The sequence below is a fragment of the Cellulosimicrobium sp. JZ28 genome (assembly GCF_015327065.1).
Taxonomy (GTDB): Bacteria; Actinomycetota; Actinomycetes; order Actinomycetales; family Cellulomonadaceae; genus Cellulosimicrobium; species Cellulosimicrobium funkei.
This window is the reverse complement of the sequence record NZ_CP017660.1, coordinates 1,105,584-1,125,272: the sequence shown is the minus strand read 5'-3', so window position 1 is coordinate 1,125,272 and position 19,689 is coordinate 1,105,584. Positions and strand designations below refer to the sequence as shown.

Annotated in this window: 35 protein-coding genes and 2 pseudogenes; 25 read left to right on the top strand and 12 right to left on the bottom strand. The window is 73.5% G+C overall.

Translation table 11 applies throughout. The features are described from left to right. Nucleotides 1–64: 64 nt before the first annotated feature. From BJP59_RS05145 to BJP59_RS05110, 8 genes and pseudogenes are all read right to left on the bottom strand, one after another. Nucleotides 65–682 carry a hypothetical protein gene (locus BJP59_RS05145; RefSeq protein WP_021483459.1) on the bottom strand — a complete coding sequence of 206 codons (618 nt, stop codon included), beginning with the start codon at nucleotides 680–682 and terminating at the stop codon, nucleotides 65–67. A gap of 190 nt (nucleotides 683–872) precedes the next feature. Beyond that, nucleotides 873–1,367, bottom strand: coding sequence for a pilus assembly protein TadG-related protein (locus BJP59_RS05140; protein ID WP_194522395.1), 495 nt, complete (start codon nucleotides 1,365–1,367; stop codon nucleotides 873–875). A gap of 239 nt (nucleotides 1,368–1,606) precedes the next feature. Continuing rightward, entirely contained in the window at nucleotides 1,607–2,080 is a 474-nt protein-coding gene (locus BJP59_RS05135) for a TadE/TadG family type IV pilus assembly protein (RefSeq protein ID WP_228485283.1), read from the bottom strand. Further along, complete coding sequence (locus BJP59_RS05130; RefSeq protein ID WP_194522394.1) at nucleotides 2,077–2,481, bottom strand: TadE family protein; 405 nt, start codon at nucleotides 2,479–2,481, stop codon at nucleotides 2,077–2,079. Before BJP59_RS05130 ends, BJP59_RS05135 begins: the two co-directional genes overlap by 4 nt. 4 nt (nucleotides 2,482–2,485) lie before the next feature. Next, nucleotides 2,486–2,701, bottom strand: a complete 216-nt coding sequence (locus tag BJP59_RS05125) for a hypothetical protein (protein WP_021483743.1) — start codon at nucleotides 2,699–2,701, stop codon at nucleotides 2,486–2,488. A gap of 68 nt (nucleotides 2,702–2,769) precedes the next feature. Further along, nucleotides 2,770–3,711: a type II secretion system F family protein gene (locus tag BJP59_RS05120; protein WP_194522393.1), complete on the bottom strand. Its 942-nt coding sequence runs from the start codon at nucleotides 3,709–3,711 to the stop codon at nucleotides 2,770–2,772. Next, nucleotides 3,708–4,568: a type II secretion system F family protein gene (locus tag BJP59_RS05115; protein WP_194522392.1), complete on the bottom strand. Its 861-nt coding sequence runs from the start codon at nucleotides 4,566–4,568 to the stop codon at nucleotides 3,708–3,710. The genes BJP59_RS05120 and BJP59_RS05115 overlap by 4 nt, the downstream gene beginning before the upstream one ends. A 2-nt stretch (nucleotides 4,569–4,570) precedes the next feature. Continuing rightward, nucleotides 4,571–5,146, bottom strand: a pseudogene (locus BJP59_RS05110) (ATPase, T2SS/T4P/T4SS family); the annotation flags it as partial. Between the two features lie 24 nt (nucleotides 5,147–5,170). Between BJP59_RS05110 and BJP59_RS05105 the strand changes: the two are divergent. From BJP59_RS05105 to BJP59_RS05050, 12 genes are all read left to right on the top strand, one after another. Continuing rightward, nucleotides 5,171–6,541 carry a recombinase family protein gene (locus tag BJP59_RS05105; protein WP_194522391.1) on the top strand — a complete coding sequence of 457 codons (1,371 nt, stop codon included), beginning with the start codon at nucleotides 5,171–5,173 and terminating at the stop codon, nucleotides 6,539–6,541. Between the two features lie 215 nt (nucleotides 6,542–6,756). Next, nucleotides 6,757–6,981 (top strand): helix-turn-helix transcriptional regulator, encoded by a 225-nt coding sequence (locus BJP59_RS05100; RefSeq protein WP_194522390.1) that lies wholly within the window; start codon nucleotides 6,757–6,759, stop codon nucleotides 6,979–6,981. Beyond that, entirely contained in the window at nucleotides 6,978–7,136 is a 159-nt protein-coding gene (locus tag BJP59_RS05095; protein ID WP_194522389.1) for a hypothetical protein, read from the top strand. The genes BJP59_RS05100 and BJP59_RS05095 overlap by 4 nt, the downstream gene beginning before the upstream one ends. A gap of 53 nt (nucleotides 7,137–7,189) precedes the next feature. Next, on the top strand, nucleotides 7,190–7,477 hold the full coding sequence (locus BJP59_RS05090; protein WP_194522388.1) for a hypothetical protein: 288 nt from the start codon (nucleotides 7,190–7,192) through the stop codon (nucleotides 7,475–7,477). Nucleotides 7,478–7,640: 163 nt separating this feature from the next. Further along, nucleotides 7,641–8,300, top strand: coding sequence for a helix-turn-helix domain-containing protein (locus tag BJP59_RS05085; RefSeq protein WP_194522387.1), 660 nt, complete (start codon nucleotides 7,641–7,643; stop codon nucleotides 8,298–8,300). A 260-nt stretch (nucleotides 8,301–8,560) separates the two neighbouring features. After that, on the top strand, nucleotides 8,561–8,710 hold the full coding sequence (locus tag BJP59_RS05080) for a hypothetical protein (RefSeq protein WP_194522386.1): 150 nt from the start codon (nucleotides 8,561–8,563) through the stop codon (nucleotides 8,708–8,710). Between the two features lie 21 nt (nucleotides 8,711–8,731). Then, on the top strand, nucleotides 8,732–8,971 hold the full coding sequence (locus BJP59_RS05075) for a hypothetical protein (RefSeq protein WP_194522385.1): 240 nt from the start codon (nucleotides 8,732–8,734) through the stop codon (nucleotides 8,969–8,971). Nucleotides 8,972–8,991: 20 nt separating this feature from the next. Then, complete coding sequence (locus BJP59_RS05070; protein ID WP_194522384.1) at nucleotides 8,992–9,684, top strand: hypothetical protein; 693 nt, start codon at nucleotides 8,992–8,994, stop codon at nucleotides 9,682–9,684. Beyond that, nucleotides 9,681–10,193 (top strand): hypothetical protein, encoded by a 513-nt coding sequence (locus BJP59_RS05065; protein WP_194522383.1) that lies wholly within the window; start codon nucleotides 9,681–9,683, stop codon nucleotides 10,191–10,193. The genes BJP59_RS05070 and BJP59_RS05065 overlap by 4 nt, the downstream gene beginning before the upstream one ends. A gap of 170 nt (nucleotides 10,194–10,363) precedes the next feature. Next, on the top strand, nucleotides 10,364–10,723 hold the full coding sequence (locus BJP59_RS05060; protein ID WP_194522382.1) for a hypothetical protein: 360 nt from the start codon (nucleotides 10,364–10,366) through the stop codon (nucleotides 10,721–10,723). Nucleotides 10,724–10,743: 20 nt separating this feature from the next. Next, entirely contained in the window at nucleotides 10,744–11,535 is a 792-nt protein-coding gene (locus BJP59_RS05055; protein WP_194522381.1) for a hypothetical protein, read from the top strand. A gap of 134 nt (nucleotides 11,536–11,669) precedes the next feature. After that, entirely contained in the window at nucleotides 11,670–12,320 is a 651-nt protein-coding gene (locus BJP59_RS05050) for a hypothetical protein (RefSeq protein WP_194522380.1), read from the top strand. Nucleotides 12,321–12,424: 104 nt separating this feature from the next. Here BJP59_RS05050 and BJP59_RS05045 read toward each other — a convergent pair. The 4 genes and pseudogenes from BJP59_RS05045 to BJP59_RS05030 form a co-directional block, all read right to left on the bottom strand. Then, a pseudogene (locus BJP59_RS05045) lies at nucleotides 12,425–12,682 on the bottom strand (ATPase, T2SS/T4P/T4SS family); the annotation flags it as partial. Beyond that, on the bottom strand, nucleotides 12,679–14,139 hold the full coding sequence (locus BJP59_RS05040) for a recombinase family protein (protein WP_194522379.1): 1,461 nt from the start codon (nucleotides 14,137–14,139) through the stop codon (nucleotides 12,679–12,681). The gene BJP59_RS05040 and the pseudogene BJP59_RS05045, both read right to left, overlap by 4 nt. A 24-nt stretch (nucleotides 14,140–14,163) precedes the next feature. Further along, complete coding sequence (locus tag BJP59_RS05035) at nucleotides 14,164–14,562, bottom strand: ImmA/IrrE family metallo-endopeptidase (protein ID WP_194522378.1); 399 nt, start codon at nucleotides 14,560–14,562, stop codon at nucleotides 14,164–14,166. A gap of 19 nt (nucleotides 14,563–14,581) precedes the next feature. After that, complete coding sequence (locus BJP59_RS05030) at nucleotides 14,582–15,019, bottom strand: helix-turn-helix domain-containing protein (RefSeq protein WP_228485282.1); 438 nt, start codon at nucleotides 15,017–15,019, stop codon at nucleotides 14,582–14,584. A gap of 177 nt (nucleotides 15,020–15,196) precedes the next feature. Between BJP59_RS05030 and BJP59_RS05025 the strand changes: the two genes are divergently transcribed. From BJP59_RS05025 to BJP59_RS04965, 13 genes are all read left to right on the top strand, one after another. Next, nucleotides 15,197–15,436: a helix-turn-helix domain-containing protein gene (locus BJP59_RS05025; RefSeq protein WP_053371085.1), complete on the top strand. Its 240-nt coding sequence runs from the start codon at nucleotides 15,197–15,199 to the stop codon at nucleotides 15,434–15,436. After that, entirely contained in the window at nucleotides 15,436–15,633 is a 198-nt protein-coding gene (locus BJP59_RS05020) for a hypothetical protein (protein ID WP_194522377.1), read from the top strand. The genes BJP59_RS05025 and BJP59_RS05020 overlap by 1 nt, the downstream gene beginning before the upstream one ends. A 75-nt stretch (nucleotides 15,634–15,708) precedes the next feature. Further along, nucleotides 15,709–15,879, top strand: a complete 171-nt coding sequence (locus tag BJP59_RS05015) for a hypothetical protein (protein ID WP_194522376.1) — start codon at nucleotides 15,709–15,711, stop codon at nucleotides 15,877–15,879. Then, nucleotides 15,879–16,106 carry a hypothetical protein gene (locus BJP59_RS05010; protein ID WP_194522375.1) on the top strand — a complete coding sequence of 76 codons (228 nt, stop codon included), beginning with the start codon at nucleotides 15,879–15,881 and terminating at the stop codon, nucleotides 16,104–16,106. The genes BJP59_RS05015 and BJP59_RS05010 overlap by 1 nt, the downstream gene beginning before the upstream one ends. Beyond that, on the top strand, nucleotides 16,106–16,420 hold the full coding sequence (locus tag BJP59_RS05005) for a hypothetical protein (RefSeq protein WP_194522374.1): 315 nt from the start codon (nucleotides 16,106–16,108) through the stop codon (nucleotides 16,418–16,420). Before BJP59_RS05010 ends, BJP59_RS05005 begins: the two co-directional genes overlap by 1 nt. A 17-nt stretch (nucleotides 16,421–16,437) precedes the next feature. Then, nucleotides 16,438–16,695 (top strand): hypothetical protein, encoded by a 258-nt coding sequence (locus BJP59_RS05000; protein WP_194522373.1) that lies wholly within the window; start codon nucleotides 16,438–16,440, stop codon nucleotides 16,693–16,695. Between the two features lie 8 nt (nucleotides 16,696–16,703). Further along, the gene (locus tag BJP59_RS04995) at nucleotides 16,704–17,048 is read left to right on the top strand and encodes a DUF983 domain-containing protein (RefSeq protein WP_194522372.1); all 345 of its coding nucleotides are present in this window, start codon (nucleotides 16,704–16,706) and stop codon (nucleotides 17,046–17,048) included. Next, nucleotides 17,041–17,205, top strand: coding sequence for a hypothetical protein (locus tag BJP59_RS04990; protein ID WP_194522371.1), 165 nt, complete (start codon nucleotides 17,041–17,043; stop codon nucleotides 17,203–17,205). The genes BJP59_RS04995 and BJP59_RS04990 overlap by 8 nt, the downstream gene beginning before the upstream one ends. After that, on the top strand, nucleotides 17,205–17,426 hold the full coding sequence (locus tag BJP59_RS04985) for a hypothetical protein (RefSeq protein WP_194522370.1): 222 nt from the start codon (nucleotides 17,205–17,207) through the stop codon (nucleotides 17,424–17,426). The genes BJP59_RS04990 and BJP59_RS04985 overlap by 1 nt, the downstream gene beginning before the upstream one ends. Then, on the top strand, nucleotides 17,423–17,773 hold the full coding sequence (locus BJP59_RS04980) for a hypothetical protein (RefSeq protein ID WP_194522369.1): 351 nt from the start codon (nucleotides 17,423–17,425) through the stop codon (nucleotides 17,771–17,773). The genes BJP59_RS04985 and BJP59_RS04980 overlap by 4 nt, the downstream gene beginning before the upstream one ends. After that, nucleotides 17,770–18,306 carry a hypothetical protein gene (locus BJP59_RS04975; protein WP_194522368.1) on the top strand — a complete coding sequence of 179 codons (537 nt, stop codon included), beginning with the start codon at nucleotides 17,770–17,772 and terminating at the stop codon, nucleotides 18,304–18,306. The genes BJP59_RS04980 and BJP59_RS04975 overlap by 4 nt, the downstream gene beginning before the upstream one ends. Continuing rightward, the gene (locus tag BJP59_RS04970; protein WP_194522367.1) at nucleotides 18,303–18,776 is read left to right on the top strand and encodes a hypothetical protein; all 474 of its coding nucleotides are present in this window, start codon (nucleotides 18,303–18,305) and stop codon (nucleotides 18,774–18,776) included. Before BJP59_RS04975 ends, BJP59_RS04970 begins: the two co-directional genes overlap by 4 nt. Then, nucleotides 18,773–19,648, top strand: a complete 876-nt coding sequence (locus BJP59_RS04965; protein WP_194522366.1) for a hypothetical protein — start codon at nucleotides 18,773–18,775, stop codon at nucleotides 19,646–19,648. Before BJP59_RS04970 ends, BJP59_RS04965 begins: the two co-directional genes overlap by 4 nt. The last annotated feature ends 41 nt before the right edge of the window (nucleotides 19,649–19,689 follow it).

Genomic DNA, 19,689 nt, shown 5'->3' with positions numbered 1-19,689 from the left:
GACCCGTCGTGTGACTACTCGGTCGGTGCCCGGCCGGAACCGGTCACCGGGACGTCGGGACGGCTCAGTCCTCGAACAGGGACAGCGTGATGGTCGAGTTGTACGCGCCCGGCGCGACGTCCTCACCCGTGCGCAGCGTGAGGTTCGCGCCGGCGGTCCAGGAACCCTCGGGGTTGACCTCGGCCGAGTCGAACGTCGAGACCAGGAGCTCCTGGTCGACGAGACCCGGGCCGTCCTCGAGGGAGGGCTCGACCGGCTCGCCCTCGGAGACCAGGCCGGTGTCGCCACCGTCGACGAGGGTCGGGGCCCAGCCGAGGTTGTCGGCACCGATCTCGCCCGCGTCGCCCGTGAAGGCCGACGCGCTGCCCAGCACGTACCAGTAGGCGCCCTCGGGCACCTCGGTCCGCGTGTCGGTGACGGTGACCTCCGGGAGGGCACCGTTGAACTCGCGCGTGCCCTCGACCGACGACTCGTCGGCCTCGGTCAGCGTGGTCGAGTTCGCGGCGACGGTGAGGGCGAGGTTGCCCGGCTCCACGTTGGACTCGATCTCGACGGAGACGTCGACGTTCGTGTCGTCGCCCACCTGGTCGGCGGAGGCAGCGGACGCGAGGGCGACCGTGCCGATGAGCATCGCGCCGAGGGCACCCCCGGCGACGAGCTTCTTCGTTGCTCGTGCGTTCATGTTGTAGCTCTCCATCGTTGGAGTTGTTGTCGGACCGGATCACCATAGCGGCGAACCTGGGGTTTTGACAGGGCCCAACCAGAAGTGGCCATCCAAAGTTAAGAAAGTGAACAAAGGCGCGAGAGCGCGCTCACGCGACGTTGCGGTATTCCTTTCCCTGGGACGTTCTTCGTCGAACAGCAACAGGTGCTCACCACGCTCTGGCACGTGACTCTGCACGCACGATGATGCCATCACTCCACGCCCCGGTCACCCAGCTGATCATCGCGGGTCGCGCCCGCGCGGCGAGGCCGACCGACGCCGTGCGCCCGTCGCCGGTCGACGCGTCGGTCACCACGACCTCGCTCAGACCGGCGAGCGCCGCGGGGTTCCGGGCGAGATAGTCGTCGACGTCCGCGCGGATCCCGGCGTCGGTCAGCGTGAGGACGGCATCCTCGACCGGCGGCGCGGCGCCGCCGGAGTAGAACGTCTCAGGGGTCGTCGAGTCGGCCGCCGTGAGGGCGAGCGCATCCGCGAGCGCGTAGAGCCGCTTGCGTTCGAGGTACACCTCCGTGGCGCTCACCACGACCGTCACGAGGAGCAGCGCGAACGCGACGAACGCGCTCGTGAGCAGCAGGATGCGGCCGTCCTCCTCCCGCTCGTCCGAGCCCCGGAGCCGCGCGACGAGCGCCGCCGACCCGCGCACGACCGCGCCGGACCGCCGCCCGGGACCGCGTCCGGGTGCGCCCCCGGGTGTCGCGGTGCCCCGAGGTGCCGCCGTGCTCAGAGGTGTCGAGGTGCCCGCGGGCGTCAGGGCGCCTACGGGTGCCGGCGTGCCTACGGGTACCGGCGCGCCTCCGCGTGTCGTGGCGCCCAGGGGCGACGGGGTGCTCATGGGTGTCGGGGCGCTCATGGGCGACGCCGCGCTCGCGGGCGACGGGGCGCTCACGGCCGCCGCGCCGCGTACGCGTCGACGGACGCGACGTGCCGCGCCTCCACGTGGACCGCGAGAGGGACGACCTCCCGCACGAGCTCGGGCACGAGCGGGAGCGGCACGTCGAGCCGGACGTGCGCCGTCACCTCGCCGCCCGGCTCCAGGCAGACCTGTGACGAGCAGGCGATCGTCAGACCGCCCGCGCTGGGGGCGAACCCCTGGTCGCCGAGCGCCAGGGCCACGGCCGCCGTGGCGAGCCGGGCGCCGTCGTCGCTCGACGGTGCCGTGACGAACGCGCGCGCCGCCTCGCGGGAGGCGCCCTCCACGGCGAACGTCGCGGCCTGCACCCGACCCACCGTGAGCACGAGGTAGAGGACCGGCAGGAGGAGGACGAGGGCGACGCCGAGGAACTCGACGACCGCGCTCCCCCGGTCCGAGCGCTGCCCCGTCAGCCTCGCGCGGAGCCGAGCGAGCAGGCGCGTCACGGGGCCTCCTCCAGCGCGTGACCGCGGACCGTGAGTGCTCCGGCCGGGCCGAGCAGCCCGACGACCGGGAGCGGCGCGGTCACCGTGACCTCGACGACGGGCAGACCGTCCACGACGGTCTGGCGCGCGACGACGTCCTGCGCGTACCGCGCCGAGAGCGCGGACACGACGAGGTCGCGCGTGCGGGCAGCGCCGTCGTGCGGGCCACGGTCGGCACGACCTGCGACGCGGGCGCCCTCCGCCGCGCAGTCCACCAGCGTCGCGCGCACGTGGACGGCGAGCGCGACCTGGACGACCCCGAGGAACAGCGCGAGCACGAGGACGGAGACGAGGGTGAACTCGACGACGGCGGAGCCCCGCTCCGGGTCCTCGACGCCGACTCCCGGGCCACCGCGACGCACCACCTCAGGGGGCGCCGACGCTCGAGATGGCGTTGCTGAAGGCCTGCGTCAGCGCCGGCCCGGCGACGGCCCACAGGGCGATCACCAACCCGGCCGTCATCAGGGTGATGAGCACCCAGCCTGGCACGTCACCGCGTTCCGGGTCCTGACCGGTCAGCCGCCCGAGCGCGCCGCGCGCTGCGGCGCGCACGGCCTGGTTCCCTCGACTCCACCCCTGCATGCTTCTCCTTCGTCGTCGTTTCGATCGGTCGTGCCGGACGGTCGTGCCGGATGTTCGTGGGCCGCTGCTCAGAAGCCGAGCCGCAGGGTCGCGAGCGACGGGAAGACGGCGTAGACCACCGTCACGGGAAGGATGAGGAAGACGACGGGGACCATCATCACGACCTCTTTCCTCCCGCCCGCCTCCATGAGCGCGCGGCGTCCCGACTCGCGCACGTCCTGCGCCTGCGCCCGCAGCACGTCGGCGAGCGGGGTCCCCCGTTCCACGGCCACCGCGACCCCCTCCGCGAATCGGGTGAGGCTCGGCAGCCCGGTGCGGTCGGCGAGCTGCTCGAGCGCCCGGGCGAGCGGGGTCCCGGCACGCACGGTCGCGAGGGTCGTGCGCAGCTCGCCGGAGAGCTCGCCGTGCGCGGTGGTCGCGACGCGCTCGAGCGCGGCGACCGGCCCCTCGCCCGCGTTCACCGCGAGCGCGAGGAGCTCGGCGACCGTGGGGAACTCGGCGAGCATGCGCTCCTCCCGACGTCGCACGGCGCGGGTCAGCGCGTGGTCGCACGCGAGCACCCCGCCGACGCCGCACAGCAGCACGAGGATCACCAGGGCGGCGACGGACGACCCCCGCGTCGCCGCGAGCAGCACGGCGAGCGCCGTCCCGCCGCCGAGCCCGACGACGCCCCACACGAGCTGCCGTGCGCGGAACTGCTCGACGCTGCGTCCGCGGCCGGCACGGTCGAGGCGGCGCCGGACGTCGGACGCCGTCGAGCCGAACCTCTCCAGCGCGCGTCCCGCGTCGGCGAGCAGCGGCGCGAGGAGTCGTTCGAGGGTCGGGAAGGGTGATCGCACAGGGTGGTCGCGCAGCAGGACGGACGTGCGGTCGTGGGTGCGCAGGTAGGGCGCGAGCCGCTCGTCGAGGCGGATCGACCGCCCCCGGAGCCCGGCGACCACGAGGAGGACACCGAGCCCGCCGAGCGCGCCGAGCGCGGCACCGGTCCAGGACACGTCGACGACGCTCATCGCAGCACCCGCTCTTCCTCGGGCAGCCGCCCGATCCGCAGCATCAGCTGGTACGCCGCCGCGGAGCACGCCGCGCCGGCGGCGAGGACGGCCGCACCCGCCATGGAGTTGTACGCGGCCGCCGTCTCCGGGCGTGTCGCGAGGAAGCCGAGCACGACCCACGGGCCGGCGACCGCGAGTCGCGCCCCGTTCACGGTCCACGACTGGCGGGCCTCGAGCTCACCGCGCGTGCGGGCGTCCTCGCGCAGGAAGGTCGACAGGGTGCGCAGGAGGCGTCCCAGGTCGGTGCCGCCGACGTCCCGCGTGATCCGGAGCGCCTCGACGATGCGGTCGGCGACCGGGTCCGCGAGCCGGTCCTTGAGCAGGTCGAGGCACTCCCCGAACCGGCCGGACGCGCGGTAGTCCCGCGCGAACTGGGTGAACGGCTCGCGCAGCTCGACCGGACCGCGCTCGCCGAGCTGGCCGACGGCCTCGGGCAGCGACAGCCCCGCGCGCACGCCCGAGGACAGGTGGTCCAGCACCTCGGGCCACACCTCCCGCAGCCGTGCACGCCGCCGCCGGGCGCGGGACCGCACGAGGAGGGAGGGCGCACCCGCGGCGATCACGGCGAAGCAGGCCGCGATGGTCCACGAGCGCGCGAGGACCGTCCCGACCACGAGGACGACGAGCCCGACGCCGACGCTCGCGACCACCAGGGCACCGGGTGTCACCGCCGGTGCACCGGCCTGGACGAGCAGGTCCTGCGTGCGCGCCGCCCACCCGTCGGCGCGACGCACGCGCGGGGGCCCGGGCGCCCAGAACGACCACCAGACGCAGAACAGCCCCGCGCCGAGGAGGAGGCCCACCGCCACGCCCACGGTCAGCCCACCCTCGTCGGCGCGGCGCCGTCGAGCACGTCGGCACTGGCCGGGCCCGCCCGCAGGACCGCTGCCAGGTCGATGCCCGCGCGCGCGAAGCGCTCCGCGCGCGGCGGGAAGCCTCCCGCCCGCACCAGCCGGTCGCCCGAACGCACGAAGATCTCCGCGGCCTCCACGACGCCCTGCTCGACGCGGCCCGTCACACCGAGGATCTCGCGCACGCCGCGACGCCCGTCTGCGTCGACGCCCAGGTGCACGACGAGGTCGATCGCGGACGCGACCGTCGGCACCACGAAGCGGTCCGAGACGTTCTCGCCCGCGAGCAGGGGCAGCGTGCACATCTTGGTGATCGCCTCCCGGGCGGAGTTCGCGTGGATCGTGCACATCCCCGGAACTCCGGCGTTCAGCGCGACGAGCAGGTCGAGGCTCTCCGCCTCGCGGACCTCGCCGATGACGATGCGGTCCGGGCGCATGCGCAGCGCCTCCTTCACCAGGCGCCGCAGGGGGATCTCCCCCGTGCCCTCGAGGCTCGGCTGCCGGCACTGGAGCGACACGACGTCGCGCACGGCGAAGCGCAGCACGTACATCGCTAGAGTGCACATATGAGAGCCGCCATCTACACCCGCGTGAGCCTCGACCGCACCGGCGAAGGCGCCGCCGTCAGCCGCCAACTCGACGACGCGCGCGACCTCGCCGCGCTCCGCGGCTGGACCGTGGTCACCGAGCGGAGCGACAACGACACGTCGGCGTCCGGCAAGGCGCACCGCCCCGGGTTCGACGCCCTCCTCGACGACATGCGCGCGGGCGCGGTCGACGCCGTCATCGCGTGGAACCTCGACCGGCTCACCCGCAACCGCCGCGACACCGTGCGCCTCATCGAGACGGCGCAGGCCGCGTCCACGACGGTCGCACTCGTCCGCGGGACCGACCTCGACATGACGACGCCATCCGGGCGGCTTGTGGCGGACCTCCTCGCGTCCGTCGCTCGCGCGGAGATCGAGACCAAGGGCGACAGGCAGCGCCGCGCGAACGACCAGCGCGCCGCCGCGGGCAAGCCGCCGTCCGGACCCCGCGCATTCGGGTACACCGTGGACGGGCTCGACCTCGTCGAGGACGAGGCCGCGCTCGTGCGCGACGGGTACTCGACCATCCTCGCGGGCGGGTCCCTGCGATCCGTGGCTCGCGCGTGGAACACGGCGGGGGCGACGACGTCGCGCGGCAACCCATGGGACGCGACGACAACGCGTCGCGTGCTGACCAACCCGAGGAACGCCGCCCTGCGGTCGCACCGCGGCGAGATCGTCGGCCCGGGGTCGTGGCCCGCGCTCGTGCCCGAGCAGACGTACCGTGCGGCGCTGCACGTGCTCGCCGATCCGGCCCGGTCGACCGTCAAGGACCGCAGCGTGAAGTTCCTCCTGACGTCGATCGCCGAGTGCGGCCGGTGCGACGACGGCGCGAAGGTCGCGACCGCCCGCACGAGCCGGGGGAAGCGCACCTACAAATGCAAGGAGAGGGGCGACGTCGCGCGTGGCGCCGACACGCTCGACCGGTTCGTCGAGGAGGTCATCGTCGCGCGCCTCGCCCGTCCGGACGCCGCCGCGCTCCTCACACGGGACTCGCGCCACGACGTCGCGGCCCTGCGCGACGAGGCGACCGCGCTCCGCACGCGCCGCGACGAGGCCGCGGCGCTGTTCGCTGCGGGGACGATCCGCGCGTCACAGCTGACGACGATCACGCGCGACATCGAGACCCGTTTGGCGGAGGTCTCTGCGACGCTCGCCGACGCTGGACGCGAGGACGCGCTCGCCGGGCTCGTCGGTGCCGACGACGTCCGCGCCGCATGGGACGCGCTCGACATCTCCCGTCAGCGCGCCGTCGTCCGCGTGCTGTTCGACCGGGTCGTGATTGACCCGGTCGCACGTGGCACGAAGCGGTTCGACCCGGCGTCGGTGCGCCTCGTGTGGAGGTCCTGACAGGTGACGTGTTGAACCCGTCACCTGCGGCGATACACCAGAACCGCCTTCCTGAACGCGGTGTAAACCCGTAGAATCGGGGGTGTCGTCGGACGAGAGTCCGATTGCAAGACACCGCGCGCAGCGCACATTCCAGCCGGGCTTGCTCGACATGTCCCCCGGAGACCGGTGCCGGGACCGAGTCGCAGAGATGCGACGGACGTCCTGGAGCACCCATGCCCGCACGGCAGCACCCGACACCACCGCCGCCCGGCGCCGATCCGACCGGCGCGTACCTCACGCTCGACGACGCCGCCGAGCGGCTGTGCGTCACGCGCCGGACCCTCGATAACTACATCGCCGACGGGGCCCTCCAGGCGTACCGGTTCGGCCCTCGCCTCGTCCGCGTGCGGTGGGTAGACGTCGAGGCCCTGCTCGTCCCGATCGAGGCGACGAAGTGACCGCCCCCACCGCGACCGCGTCGCCCGCCCGCCGGACGAGCGCCCGGGTCGTCGACCTCGATGCCGCCGTCGCAGCGATCGTCGCGCAGGCGCCGCCCCTGACGCCCGAGCAGGCTGACGCGCTCGGCGCGATCTTCCGCGGCGGCGCCCGATGACCCGCCCGCCCGCTGACGGGCTCGACGATGCCCTCCGGGCCGACCTCGCCCACGTGATCCGCGACCTCCGCGCGCCGCGTCCGACCCTCACGACCGACAACCGCGTCGAGCAGGCCGAAGCGACGCTCCTCGCCCTCGGACGCCTCGTGATCCAGGTCGACGACCGCCTGACCGGCGTCGAGCGCGACATCGCCGAGATGCGTGCCGCCGTCGGGGCGTCGATCGCCGCCAGCGACGCCGCCATCGCGGCGAGCGAGGCCGCGCTGGCCGCGTCCCGGGCAGCCCGGGAAGCCGCCGCCGCGCTCCTCGCCGCCGTCGAGCACACCGGCGGTACGTCGTGAACCGCCGTGACCGTCGCCGGTGGCTGCGCGCCGTGCGCGCTTCCGGGGTCGAGCCCGGCGCTGTCGTGACCGCGAAGGCGCTGGCGCGGTACGTCGAGCGTGACGGAGTCGTCCGGCTCCGCGACGAGCGCACCGGACGCGTGACGCAGGAGGTCCGCCTGACATGGCCGCGATGACGCAGCGCTTCGAGTGGGAACGAGCCCTGCTCGCGTCCGATCTGCCGGGCCCGGCCCGGCTGGTGGGCCTGGTGCTCGCCACCATGACCGACGCGGACCTGAGCATCCCCGATCGGTTCTCACCGTCGCTCACAACCCTGGCGGCGAGGTGCGGCCAGTCACGGAGCACGACCGCCAACTACCTCAACCGGCTGGAGGCAGCAGGCTGGGTGAACCGGGCCCGCCCCACTGTCGAAGCCGCGCGCACGGAGCACGCGCGCACTGGATACCGCCTCCGTCTCCCCGTCCCGCGACCACCGGCTAGTCCGGGAGGCGGACCAGGCCTAGTGCAAGAGCCGGACCGGCCTAGTCCGGGAGCCGGACACAACCAGCACCACCCATCACGTTGTCCATCACAGGATTCCGACGCTGACGCGTCGGCGTCGCCGGGCGACGCGGACGGACGCGACACGTCGTGGTCCGCGTGGGCACGAGACCGCGGACTCGACCCCGAGGCCCGTACCTTCTACGACGTCGAGGCCTGGCTGGGCTCGACCGGCGCCGACACCGGCGACCCGCTCGTCATGGGCGCCGTCGAAGCGATGCTCACCCGCGGGGAGCACCCCCACGCGGTGAGGAACTACGCGCTCGCGGAGGCTGTCCGGTGACCGCCGCGACGCTGACCCGCCCGGCTACACCTGCACGGTCCTCCGCGACACCGTGGACGTCCTCACGCTCGCTCGCGCAACTCCGGGGCCGCCCCGCCGCTCCGCGCGTCGTGGATGGCCGCGAGATGCCTCGCGGCTCCGACCCCACGACCGCTACCCGGTGCACGTACGCCGCTGCGCACGAACGCGTACGGCGCCTCCGCGGAGCCCCGACGGCGTACCCGTGCGAGTTCTGCGGCGACACGGCCGCGGAATGGGCGTTGCTCGACCTCGCGTCGCCGTTCGTGGTCATCGGCACCCGACCCGGACGCGAGCGCCCCGCGACGTGGTCGCTCTTCGCGTTCGACTACGGCGCCGCCTGCCGCCCCTGCCACCGCGCCCTCGACGCGACCCGCCGCGCCGACTCCTGACCCATCACCGAGAGGACCCCCGTGCCCGCCACGTTGAACGACTCCCAGCGCGACCGGCTCGCCGCCGTCGCCGCCCGCACCGCCGACCTCACCTCTACGGAGCGAGCGGGGTGGAGGCGGCTCCGCGACGCCTATCAGGGCGACGACCGCGCGCTCATCGCGACTGCGCTCGGCGAGACCGCCGCCGCGCCCTCGTCCTCGATCAGCCCGACCGTGCTCGCGCAGTTGCAGCAGCGCTTCCCCACCCACTTCCCCGCATGATTCCCGAGAGGACGCCGACCATGACCAGCGCGACTACTACCCCCACCCCTGCGCCCGTCCCGTGGCGCACCGCGAGCGTCCTCCAGGGCCTCAGTGGACTCGTCCCCCTCGACCTGTTCGACCGCCACGAGGTGTTCGCCGACGCGCGCACACGGCTCGCGCACGTCGCCGCCGCCGAGGCCGGCTACCGGGCCCGCGAGGCCACGCGGGCACGTGAGCACGAGCGCACAGTGGCCGTGTGGCAGGAGGCGACGACCGCTGCCGCACTCCGCGGGGAGGAGGGCCCGCAGGCTCCCCCGTCGTTCATCGCGGGGCCGGGCGTCGGCGCGTTCGAGTCGGCGCGGCACGAGGTGCTGGCAGAGGTCCGGCGGACCTGGGACGAGTGCGGCGCCCGCGTCATCGCGGAAGAGGTCGCGGCGCTCGACGACGAGGGCGAGGCCGACGACGCGGAGGCCGCCCGACTCAGCGCGGCGCTGCGTGAGGTCGAGCAGCGGATCAACGCCCGATCGACCCGCCGTGAGGCGCTGCGTCGCGCCGGTTCCCGCTTCACACCGCCCGCGGGCCCGCCCACCGTCGATGACCGACGACTGAACACGATCCAGCACGAGCCCTCGGACGCGCCCCGGCACGGGCCGCTCGCGGACCTTCAGCGCGCTGCGCGCGACGCGACAACTGGCGTCCGCCGCGGCGCCGGGCTCTTCCGCGCACGATGACCGACGACCGGCCGCTCCCGGGTGAGTCGGCGAAGGCCCACGAGGCGTTCCGGCTGTACTGCGCGCAGGGTGCCGCGCGCAGTACAGCGCGGGTCGCGCAGGAGTTGGGCAAGACGAAGACCCTCGTCGACCGATGGTCGTCACGGTGGCAGTGGGTGGCACGCGCCGCGGAGCACGACGCCGCGCTCCACCGCGAGGAGGACGCGGCCATGCGGGAGCGGGCCCGCACCATGGGCCGACGTCACGCGGACGCCGCCGCGGCCCTGATGGTTCGCGCGCTGCGCGCCCTGCAAGCCGTCACGCCGCAGGAGATCGCGCCACGCGACGCCGTGCGCATGTTCGACGTCGCAACGAGGGTCGAGCGCGACGCCCTCGGGATCGCTGGGGCGCCGCAGCTGCTCGAACTGGCGATCGGTCCCGTGGACGGCCTCGACCCCGAGGCGAACCGCGAACGGATGGCCCGACTCGTCGCGGAAGCCCGCAAGCGTGCCGACCAGGGGACGTCGTGACGGCCCGCCGGATCGACCCTCCCCGCGACTTCGCACGGGTGGCACAGGTCGCCGATGCGGCCCGGCGTGCGTTCCTCGGCGGGCGCTCTGGGGACGCCGCCCGACTCGCTGAGGAGGCCGCGCACTTCCTGGCCCGCGCGACCAGCGACGTGCACTCGTGGACGAACGGCATGTCGTTGACCGAGGTCGCCGACCTCCACCTGGTCCCCGTCGACACGGTGCGCGCCGCCCTGGGTACCGACCTTGCGGTGCTCGTATACCGCGGGCACGGGCGCATCGACGAAGGGTCAGCCGTCGCATTCCGACCACGCCAGCCCCTACCGCCCGACGTGCACGAGCGGGCGGCGACCGTCGCCGAGTTCGTGACGCACCGCGGGACAGCGCGACCGGTCGACGTCGCAGCCGCGTTCGGGTGCGCCGAGCGCACCGCGTCCACCGCCCTGCGGGCAGCCGTCGCCGACGGGCTCCTCATCCGCGAGCACGGCGGCGCGTACACCGACCCCACCACGCCCCCGGAGGCCGTCGCGTGAGACCACAGACCGTGTATCGGATGATCGAGCAGCGCACGCCGCCCCAGCCGCGCATGGGCGTGGTGACCGCGTTCGACGCTTCCACGGTCACCGTGGACTTCGGGGGCGGCCCCACCCCCGGCCTGCTCCGCGACGTCGCGTACTCCCCGATCGTCGGCGACCGCGTCCTCGTCATGCCTACGGACTCCTCGTGGGTCGTCGTCGCTCCGGTCGGCACGAGGGGCGACCTTCCCGCGCCGACCCGACCGCCCGAGGACGTGACCGTCACCGTGCGAACGGTGAACCGGTGGCGAAAGTCGCGCCGCGCGAACTACGGAGACCGGCGCTGGTACTACCTGTCGAGCGGCTTCCAGGACTACAGGCAAGGCTGGGGACCCGTCGCGTACCCGACCGCAGAGGACACGCCGGACCGGATCGACGAGCACGCGACCCTGCTGCACTACGGCCCCCTCGCGTCGCACATCCCGTCCGGGGCGACCATCCTCAGCGTCGCGCTCGACCTCGTGCGTGCGCCCGGCGGGTCTCCGCTGATCGCCCCCACCGTGTGGGGCCACGGATACAGCGCAGCGAACCCGCCGACCGCGGGCGACCCGCCCGTGTGGGTCGCGGGGTTCGGCCCGGTCCACTACCCGCGCGTGGCCGCGGACGAGACCATCCGTCTCACGCTTCCGTCAGCGTTCGTCAGGGCCTGGCTCGCCGGTCAGATCACCGGCATCGGCCTGTTCCCGACCGTCGTCATCGACTACGCCGAGTTCACCGGCCCCGCCCCTGGCCTCGGCGACCTGCACGTGACGTACACCCCGCCCGCGTGACGACTACGCCGCCCCGGTCCCGGCCGGGGCGGCGAAGAACGGGCCCGGGACGGCCCGTGTGCGGTCGACATCGCACCGACGAGACTACGGCGAGCCGCCGACCACGTAGCCCGCAGTTGCGTGAGTATCGGCGCATGGACTCAGCACTGGCGACCATCGCGCCGGTCCTCGCGGTCATCGCCTCTGCCGTCGGCCTGTTGGTCGCCTTTGACCAACTCACACAGCGGTCACGCATGCGTCGGGTCGCGGAGTGGACGAAACAACTCGCCGACGGGGAAACCAACGCCGCAAGGATCGAGGCGCTCCAGCAACTCCGCGCGATGGCAGCAGCGCACATGGTCGCGAGCGTGATGGTTCCAGCGCGCTTGTACGTCGAGACCGTCGCAGTCGTCGTCGCAGTCCCCTACCTGGTGTTTCGGCTGCAACCCGACGTCGATGGCGTCATCGTTGCCCTGTTTGCGGTCAGCTTCTCGTGGTTCACGCTGCGGCGAGGGATCCGCATCTACATCGAGCGATACCGCGTCGCAGCGGAGTACTGGAGAGGCGAGGAGGTCAGGCCCGCGGAACTCGCCCTACTGCACCAGATCGAGGGCGGCTCTCGGCGTGAGTTTTTCTGGGCTCTGCTCCTTGCGGTGGGCCTCACTCTCGCGTCGATCAGCGTCGGGATCATCGTCGATGACGCTTCCAACTTTGGCGGCCTCGCCCTCCTGACCGTCGGCGTAGGGCTCCTAGGCCTTGGGGCCGGTGCAGTGCGCGCGAAGACCCCACCGCTCCTTCACTCGTAGGCACCAGCAGTCGGAACTGCGGGATGTAGGCGGTGGACCCTGCCCACACTCCGGGGGTCAAGGAAACGCAAAATCGGCAAAGTGTGCGGTCGAGTCGCGTGCGGCAGCTCGAACACCTCCTCGCACGTGACGACGCGCTGCGCGGGCGGGACCGACCCGGCGAGGGCGTTGAGCATCGTCGTCTTGCCCGCCTGCGTGGCTCCCGCGACGAGGATGTTCAGCCCGGCCCGCACGGACGCGTCCAGGAACGCGGCGGCCTGGGGCGGGAGCGCGCCGAGCCGGACCAGGTCGTCCAGGTGCGACGCCCGGACGACGTGCTTGCGGATGTTCACCGCCCACTCGCTGCGCGTGACGTCCGTTAAGCATCGTGGGACATAGGTTCCCACACCGGTACGACGTGCGCCGTTCGGTTCTCGTAGTCGACGACGACGGTCCGGACGAGCTGCCGCAGGGTCGCGCGCTTCGTCTCGATCGGGAGCGTGTCCCAGTCAGCGAGGGCCTCGCGCGCGATCGCCGACGGGTCGTCCGGCACGTGAAGCACGAGCCGCTCCGCCTCGGCGAGTCCGCGCTCGAGCTCGGCACGTCGAGCGAGGATCTCGTCGCGCGTCGAGACGTACGCGGACTCGGGTACGAGCCCGGACGCGAGGTGGACGGTGAGGGCGGTGAGCTGAGCGTCGAGCGCGGTGATCTCGCGCGAGAGCCGCTGGGCCTCGCGGTGCGCGTCGTCGCGCCGGGCCGCGGCGCGCGGCACCTTGTTCTCGACGTCTGTGGCGACCTGGTGCAGCCAGTCCATGACGACGGGCTCCACGGCGCGCAGCGTGATGTTCCAGGGCCCGTGCCCCTCGGGCTTGCCGAGACTGCTGCACCGGTAGCACGACCATGGCGACCGGGTGCGTCCCGTGCGGGGCCGACCCTCCTTGTCCTGCGTGAACCCGAGCATCGGCTCCCCGCACGGACAGTGCGCGATCCCTGAGAGCAGGTAGCGACGCTTGACCTGCCGCTCCCCCGCGCGTCGCTCGCGCTCGCGCCGGTACGCCTCCCAGGTGGCGACGTCGATGATGCCGTCGTGCGCGCCCGGGAGCGTCTGACCGTGGTAGGCGATGAGGCCGGCGTGGATCGGCGAGTCCAGGCACTGCGTGATCGTCGAGAAGTACCACTCCTTCGCGTGCATCGGGCGCACGCCGGACCCGTTGAACCAGTCGGCGAGGTCTCGATTCCCGGCGCCGGCGAGGTACCGCCGGTAGGCCTCGACGATGTACGGGGCCGTCTCCGGGTCGGGCGTGACCGCACCGTCGACCCACCGCCACCCCCAGGGCAGTTTCCCGCCCGGCGGGAGGCCGCGCGCGACCCGGGAGGTGTGGACCTCCTTCCACTGCTCGCTGATCCGCTCGGACTCGAACGCGGCGAGCTCGGTCATGACGCCGCGCGCGAACCGCCCCGCGGCGGTCGCGGTGTCGTTCGGTTCGGTGGCGGACTCGATGCGGCCGCCGGCGACGTCGACGCGGTCGGCGGCGATCGCCCAGTCCTTGCGGTTGCGGGACAGGCGAGACCAGCGCCACAGGACGATGACGTCGGCGTCGCCGCTCTCGATCATCTCCATGACGCGCTGCACGGCGGGCCGGGCCCAGGTGCGGCCGGAGACGCCGGGGTCGGACTCGACGGCGACGACCTGGTACCCGTGCCGGGCCGCGTAGTCGCGGCACGCGGTCTCCTGCAGCTCGAGGCTGATGGACTCCTCGCGGTACGTGGACTGGCGCAAGTAGGCGACCGCGCGGGGCGGGGTGTCGGGGACGGGTGCGAGCGCGCGACGACGGGCCATGGTGGGCATCCTGCCTGACCGCGCCTACACGACGCGCAGGTGCCGGCGCACGGACGGCTGCCTGTAGGTGGCGCGCCAGAGCTCGACGTACCGGGCCGGTACGCCGAGCTCCTTCGCGATCGCGCCGGGGTGCTCGCCGACGATGCGCTCGGCGTACGCGTAGTCGTCGACCTTGATGAGCAGGTGGGCGGCGATGACGTCGGCCTCGCGCTCCTGGCGCTCGTGGACGACGGGGTCGTCGGTCCACGGGTGGTCGTGGTGTGCGTGCCCGATCTCGTGCGCGAGCGTGAGCCGCTGCCGGTACGGGGACTTGCGCGGGTTCACCTTGATGAGCCCGTTCGAGTACTCGCCGTTGCGACGGCCGAGGTCGACGAGCTTGATGCCCCACCCGTGCCTCATCGCGTAGTCGATCAGGTCCTGCACGCCACCACCCCCGCGCCTGTTACGGCTCTTGCTGCTGCGCTTCGATCTCTTCGTCGAGCGCGGGGTCGTCCTCGAAGGCGACGGCGCGCTCGTCGCTGACCGTAGCGCGATCTTCGAACGTTTGTTCGACCGGCGCGCCGTTGTCGCGCTTCATCGGGATGACGACGCCGGGCTCGTCGGGCGCCTGACGGTCGCGCGCGCCGCGCTCGAAGCGGCGCGCGATCTCGGCGAGCAGCTCGCCGTCGGAGGCGCTCGCGAGGCGCGGCCCCTCGGTGTCGCCGCGGTCGAGCCACTGGGCGAGCGCTGACTCGACAGCGCTCGCTCGGTTCATGGGGACAGTGTCGCCACGCTCCCAGTTCCCGACGGTTCGAAGGCTCACTCCCACACGCTGCGCGAGGTCGCCCTGGGTCATGCCTGCGCGCTCCCGAGCCGCGCGAATCTCTCTTCCGTTGATCACGGCTGCACTCTCCTAGGCAATTTTGGGCAACGCAAGGAAGCGTAAACCGCCGCACGGACCCAAATCCAGGGCAAGACGCGCGCGGATCGCTGCCCATCGTGGCTGGTCAGAGGGCAATTTCCGATCGTTGCCCATCCCTGCTTGACGTCGTTGCCTGTTGTTGCCTATGGTCTTCCCATGCACCAGCGATTCACCCACGGCCCGGCAGTCCGGGCGATCCGAGAGGCCCTCGGGATCAAGCACGGGGTGTTCGCGCAGGACGTCGGCATCAGCGCCGGCTACCTCACGAACATCGAGAAGGGCGCGAAGCAGCCCTCCGCCACCGTGCGGGTCGCGATCGCCAAGCGCCTCGGCGTCAACGTCGACGACATCACGTACGTCGTCACCGCTGAGGCCACGAGCACGAGGGCGGCGTGATGGACGGCGTCGTCGTGCCGCGCGAGGAGGCCCTCACGAGGGCCGCGGCCTGCATCGCGGAGGGGCGGCGGGTCCGCGACTCGCTCCCCGTCGCCGAGGCCGCACGCCGCGCGCACCACGCGGGCGGCCCGTCCATCACCCAGCTCGAGGAGCTCATCCGCGCGCAGCGCGCGCACTCCCTTCCGCGGGTCGCCTGACCCCGGACACAGCGAAGGCCGGCCCCGCGCCAACGAGTACCGGCCTTCACCTTCAACGAACAGGAGCAGTGTCCCATGAAGCACCCCATCACCTCCCGTGGCCGGCACGTCGCCGTCGTGCCCGCCGCGCCGCGCCCGACCGGTCGCCCGCGCCTGGCGGACTACGACCGGGCCGGTGTGGTCGACCTCGCGTCGTACTACGTCGACCTCGACGCGTGGTACGCGACCGAGCTGGCGATCGCCTGATGGCCGCCACGTACGTCCCGCGCCACCGCTCCGACGCGCCGCTCGCGAGCCAGCAGGTGGCGCGCGAGACCGTCGCCGAGATTCGGCTCCGCAACGGCCAGCCGAACGTGGTCCGCGCCCGTCGCGGCGCGTACGGCGTCCGCTTCGTCGGCCGCGTCGCGGTCGCGCACCCGGACGACCGGCTCCCGCTCGGCCTCGCCGCGACGACCGGGCAGGAGGCCGCGTGATGACGACGCGGCCGACCCACCGTCCCGCTGTCGCGCCCGTGCCGGACCTCGTGTTCGCAGAGAACGGCGCGACCGCGATCGCCCCGCCGCCGCAGGCCCGTCGCGGCTTCTCCCAGGCCGGCCTCATGTCCGTCCAGCTCGACCCCGCGCTGCGCGCCGAGTTCGGCGCCGGTGCGCGACGGGCGGACACCGCCGAGAACGCGGCCCGCGCGCTGGCCGCGTACGTCCGTGCCGTCGAGCTCGGCCAGGACATCAACAGCCACTACGAGGCCGCGGTCGCCGCGGCGCACGCCTGGACGGAGGTCGACCAGTGACCGACCAGCATGCCCGCGTGACGGGCACCCTCCCCGCCATCGTCGCCGCCGCGACGGCCGTCGTAGAGGCGGGTCGTGGCACGCCGGGCGCGATGGCCCGACGCCAGCGCCTCGAGGATGAGCTCACCGCCGTCGGCGCGGGGCACCAGCCTGGCCTGGCAGTCGTCATCGCGGCCGCGCGCTGGACCGACCGCTACGGCCGCGCGGGTGCGGGCGACGCGGCGTTCGCGCTCGAGCACGCCGTGCGTGGGCTGTCGAACGGCGGCGCATCGTGAGGGGCGGGATGAGCGGCTACTCGCTCGGGCTCGCGCAGGACCGCCACGATGAGCGGCTTTGCGAGCGGTGCGGCGACACCGTCGACTACCTGTCCTCGCGCGGGTTCTGCGACGGGTGCGAGGAGGAGCTCGACCACGAGCCCACCGACGGCGCGCCGACCCCGGGCGGGGTCGCCGTCGTGCTCGCCACCGTCGTCGCCCTCGTCGTCGCCGGCGTGCTCGTGGCGTGGCAGGCGCGCCCGTTCGACGGCGCCCACCTCATCCTCGCGCCCGGGCTGATCGTCGCCGGGGCCGGCCTGCTGGCCCGGTTCGTGTGGGTGCAGCACCACCGCGAGGAGGTGCGCCGTGGCTGACCGCCCCTGCACCCACGGGTGGCCCCGCTGCGGGCGCACCCCGACGCGCCGGTACATGAACGCGCACCTGTGCGCCGAGCACGCCCCGCGCGTGCCGCGCCCGCCGGTCGGCACGACGGCGGCGGAGCTGCGCGCGACCCCGAGGCGGGCCGCCTGATGGGCGCCGTCGACCTCGACGAGTACCTGCACCTCACCAAGGGCGGCGTCTGGCCCCCTCTCGCGGCGCGCCGCCTCGGCGTGACGCTCTCCGGCGTCGAGAAGGCCGCACGCCGCCAGGGGCGGGACGACCTCGCACGCGAGGTCACCGCCATCATCAGCCACGAGCGCCGCCAGTCCGGGTACTGGACCGCGCAGACCCAGCGAAGGAACGCAGCATGACCGACACGACGAAGGACGACCTCGACGTCGTCCAGCTGGAGCAGCTCGTGCTCGAGGACACGAAGCTCGCCGAGGACGAGGAGCGCATCAAGGCGCGCCGCGCCACCATCCGCTCCGTCCTCGCCCGCCACCTCGACGCCGGCACGACCGACCTCGCCGACCACAAGGTCATCGTGTCGACGCCGTCGCGCCTGGACGCGAAGGCGCTCGGCGAGGCGTTCCCGGTCGCGCAGCACCCGGAGCTGTACAAGCCGGCGCTCGACACGACGGCGGTGCGGCACCACCTGTCCCCCGCGGTGCTCGAGCAGTACACGCGGTCCGGGTCGACGACGGTCACGATCCGATGACGCCGACGACGTGCGGTGACTGCGGGGTCAGCATGGTCCCGCGCCGCCCCGGGCAGGTGCTGCCGGACGGGAAGCGCACCCACATGGCCCGCGGGCTGTGCACGGTCTGCTACTTCCAGCGGAAGAAGGCGGGCACCCTCAGCGCGCTCCCGCGCATGAGGTCCGCCGCCCCCACCGTCACGGCGGGGTCGTGCCGGGCGTGCGGGAAGGCCACCTACCCGCGCGGCACGGCACCCGCGGCCCGTCCGGCCGGCGCCGTGCAGGCGGGCGCCCGCGGGATGTGCGGGGCGTGCTACCAGCGCGCCGGGGCGAACGGGACGCTCGCGACCTTCCCCGTCGACGGCGTGCTCGCCGGCATGGACCAGGCGCAGCGCACCGCGGAGTCCCTCGCGCTCCTCCCGCTCGACGGCCCGACCCGCCGGAGCGCGGCCTTGCAGGTGTGCGGGCGCGCGACCGGCGTCGACGACGCGCGCGACCTGCTGACGCAGCTGGGCCTGCTCGACGTGCCCGCGCTGCTCCGGGAGGCGTCGTGACGGCGCTCGTCGCGCTCGAACGCGGCTACGTGTTCCAGACGCTCGTCGCCGCGGTCCGCCTCGAGCACGACGGCGTCGACGAGCACGACGTCGAGCCGGATGCCCCGGAGCCGGGCGGCGACCCCGGGCCCATGCCCACCCCCACCGACCACGAGGAGACGCACGTGAGCGACGAGCGCACGGCGGAGCACGACCCCTGCGAGGCCGAGGCCCTGGCCCTGCTCACCCCGACGCTGGCCGGGTGGCGCGAGGCGTTCGGACGCTTCCTCGTCCGGCACGACGTCGACGACCCGGACGCCCTGCTGGCCGAGTTCGACCGGGTGATCGCGAAGCACGACGCCGAGGAGCGCGAGCGCATCGCCACGGCCATCGAGGGCCTCCCGACCACGTGGCCCAACGGCGTCAAGCACAGCGCCGCCTGGATGCGCCTGGAGGCCGCCGACGTCGCCCGCGAGGGAGCGCCGTCGTGAGCGCCCCGGCCCCGATCGCGCCCGTGGCCCACGACCCGTCCGCGTTCGAGTACTCCACGCTCCCGCCCCGCACGCAGGCGTTCGACGGCACCCCCGTCGACGTCGCCGCCGGGCAGCTGCGCGGCGTCATCGAGCACGCCATCACCCACTCCCCCCGGTCGTTGCAGAAGCGCATCGGGCCGTCCGAGATCGGCACCCCCTGCGACCACTGCCTCGCCGCGAAGCTCGCCGGCTGGGACCAGACCGACGACGGGGTCGCGTGGCTGCCGTTCGTCGGCACCGCAGTGCACGCCGAGCTCGAGCGACTCCTCACCGACCACGAGATCTCGCGGAACGCGCTGCACACCACCGGGACGCGGTGGCTGTGCGAGCACCGCGTCACCGTCGGGCAGATCGGCGGCGTCGACATCACCGGGTCCACGGACCTGTTCGACACCGCCGCCGGCGCGACGTTCGACTGGAAGGTCGTCGGCGAGTCCACGCTCCGCAAGGCGCGCACACACGGGCCGTCCGCGACGTACCGGGTGCAGGCGCACCTGTACGGCCGCGGGTGGGTCGCCGCCGGCCACGACGTGCGCACGGTCGCGATCTGGTACCTGCCCCGGAACGACGCAAACGGCATCGACCGCGGGCACCTGTGGTCCGAGCCGTACGACGAGCAGATCGCCGTCGACGGCCTCGACCGCGCAAATCGCCTCCACGCGAACCTCACCGCGCTCGAGTCCATCTCGACGCAGGCCCGGGACGCGTGGATCACGCAGCTCCCCCGCGCCACCGGCTGCTGGGACTGCGCGCGCTACCCCGACGGGCACGGGCTCACGAAGCCCGGGCACCGGCCCCCGGCGGACACCCTCGCCGGCCTCATCCCCTGACCACCCACCCACGCCACCACGGCACGACACACCAGGAGAAC

Bases quoted from the DNA above. Each gene is read 5' to 3' on its own strand.
- BJP59_RS05005 (WP_194522374.1), top strand. From the start codon at position 16,106: ATGACGACGCGGCCGACCCACCGTCCCGCTGTCGCGCCCGTGCCGGAC.
- BJP59_RS05050 (WP_194522380.1), top strand. From the start codon at position 11,670: ATGGACTCAGCACTGGCGACCATCGCGCCGGTCCTCGCGGTCATCGCC.
- BJP59_RS05125 (WP_021483743.1), bottom strand. From the start codon at position 2,701: ATGCAGGGGTGGAGTCGAGGGAACCAGGCCGTGCGCGCCGCAGCGCGC.
- BJP59_RS05025 (WP_053371085.1), top strand. From the start codon at position 15,197: ATGCACCAGCGATTCACCCACGGCCCGGCAGTCCGGGCGATCCGAGAG.
- BJP59_RS04975 (WP_194522368.1), top strand. From the start codon at position 17,770: ATGACGCCGACGACGTGCGGTGACTGCGGGGTCAGCATGGTCCCGCGC.
- BJP59_RS05120 (WP_194522393.1), bottom strand. From the start codon at position 3,711: ATGAGCGTCGTCGACGTGTCCTGGACCGGTGCCGCGCTCGGCGCGCTC.
- BJP59_RS05015 (WP_194522376.1), top strand. From the start codon at position 15,709: ATGAAGCACCCCATCACCTCCCGTGGCCGGCACGTCGCCGTCGTGCCC.
- BJP59_RS05085 (WP_194522387.1), top strand. From the start codon at position 7,641: ATGGCCGCGATGACGCAGCGCTTCGAGTGGGAACGAGCCCTGCTCGCG.
- BJP59_RS05065 (WP_194522383.1), top strand. From the start codon at position 9,681: ATGACCGACGACCGGCCGCTCCCGGGTGAGTCGGCGAAGGCCCACGAG.
- BJP59_RS04995 (WP_194522372.1), top strand. From the start codon at position 16,704: ATGAGCGGCTACTCGCTCGGGCTCGCGCAGGACCGCCACGATGAGCGG.
- BJP59_RS05010 (WP_194522375.1), top strand. From the start codon at position 15,879: ATGGCCGCCACGTACGTCCCGCGCCACCGCTCCGACGCGCCGCTCGCG.
- BJP59_RS05105 (WP_194522391.1), top strand. From the start codon at position 5,171: ATGAGAGCCGCCATCTACACCCGCGTGAGCCTCGACCGCACCGGCGAA.
- BJP59_RS05060 (WP_194522382.1), top strand. From the start codon at position 10,364: ATGTCGTTGACCGAGGTCGCCGACCTCCACCTGGTCCCCGTCGACACG.
- BJP59_RS05055 (WP_194522381.1), top strand. From the start codon at position 10,744: ATGATCGAGCAGCGCACGCCGCCCCAGCCGCGCATGGGCGTGGTGACC.
- BJP59_RS05040 (WP_194522379.1), bottom strand. From the start codon at position 14,139: ATGGCCCGTCGTCGCGCGCTCGCACCCGTCCCCGACACCCCGCCCCGC.
- BJP59_RS05145 (WP_021483459.1), bottom strand. From the start codon at position 682: ATGAACGCACGAGCAACGAAGAAGCTCGTCGCCGGGGGTGCCCTCGGC.
- BJP59_RS04985 (WP_194522370.1), top strand. From the start codon at position 17,205: ATGGGCGCCGTCGACCTCGACGAGTACCTGCACCTCACCAAGGGCGGC.
- BJP59_RS04980 (WP_194522369.1), top strand. From the start codon at position 17,423: ATGACCGACACGACGAAGGACGACCTCGACGTCGTCCAGCTGGAGCAG.
- BJP59_RS05070 (WP_194522384.1), top strand. From the start codon at position 8,992: ATGACCAGCGCGACTACTACCCCCACCCCTGCGCCCGTCCCGTGGCGC.
- BJP59_RS05100 (WP_194522390.1), top strand. From the start codon at position 6,757: ATGCCCGCACGGCAGCACCCGACACCACCGCCGCCCGGCGCCGATCCG.
- BJP59_RS05020 (WP_194522377.1), top strand. From the start codon at position 15,436: ATGGACGGCGTCGTCGTGCCGCGCGAGGAGGCCCTCACGAGGGCCGCG.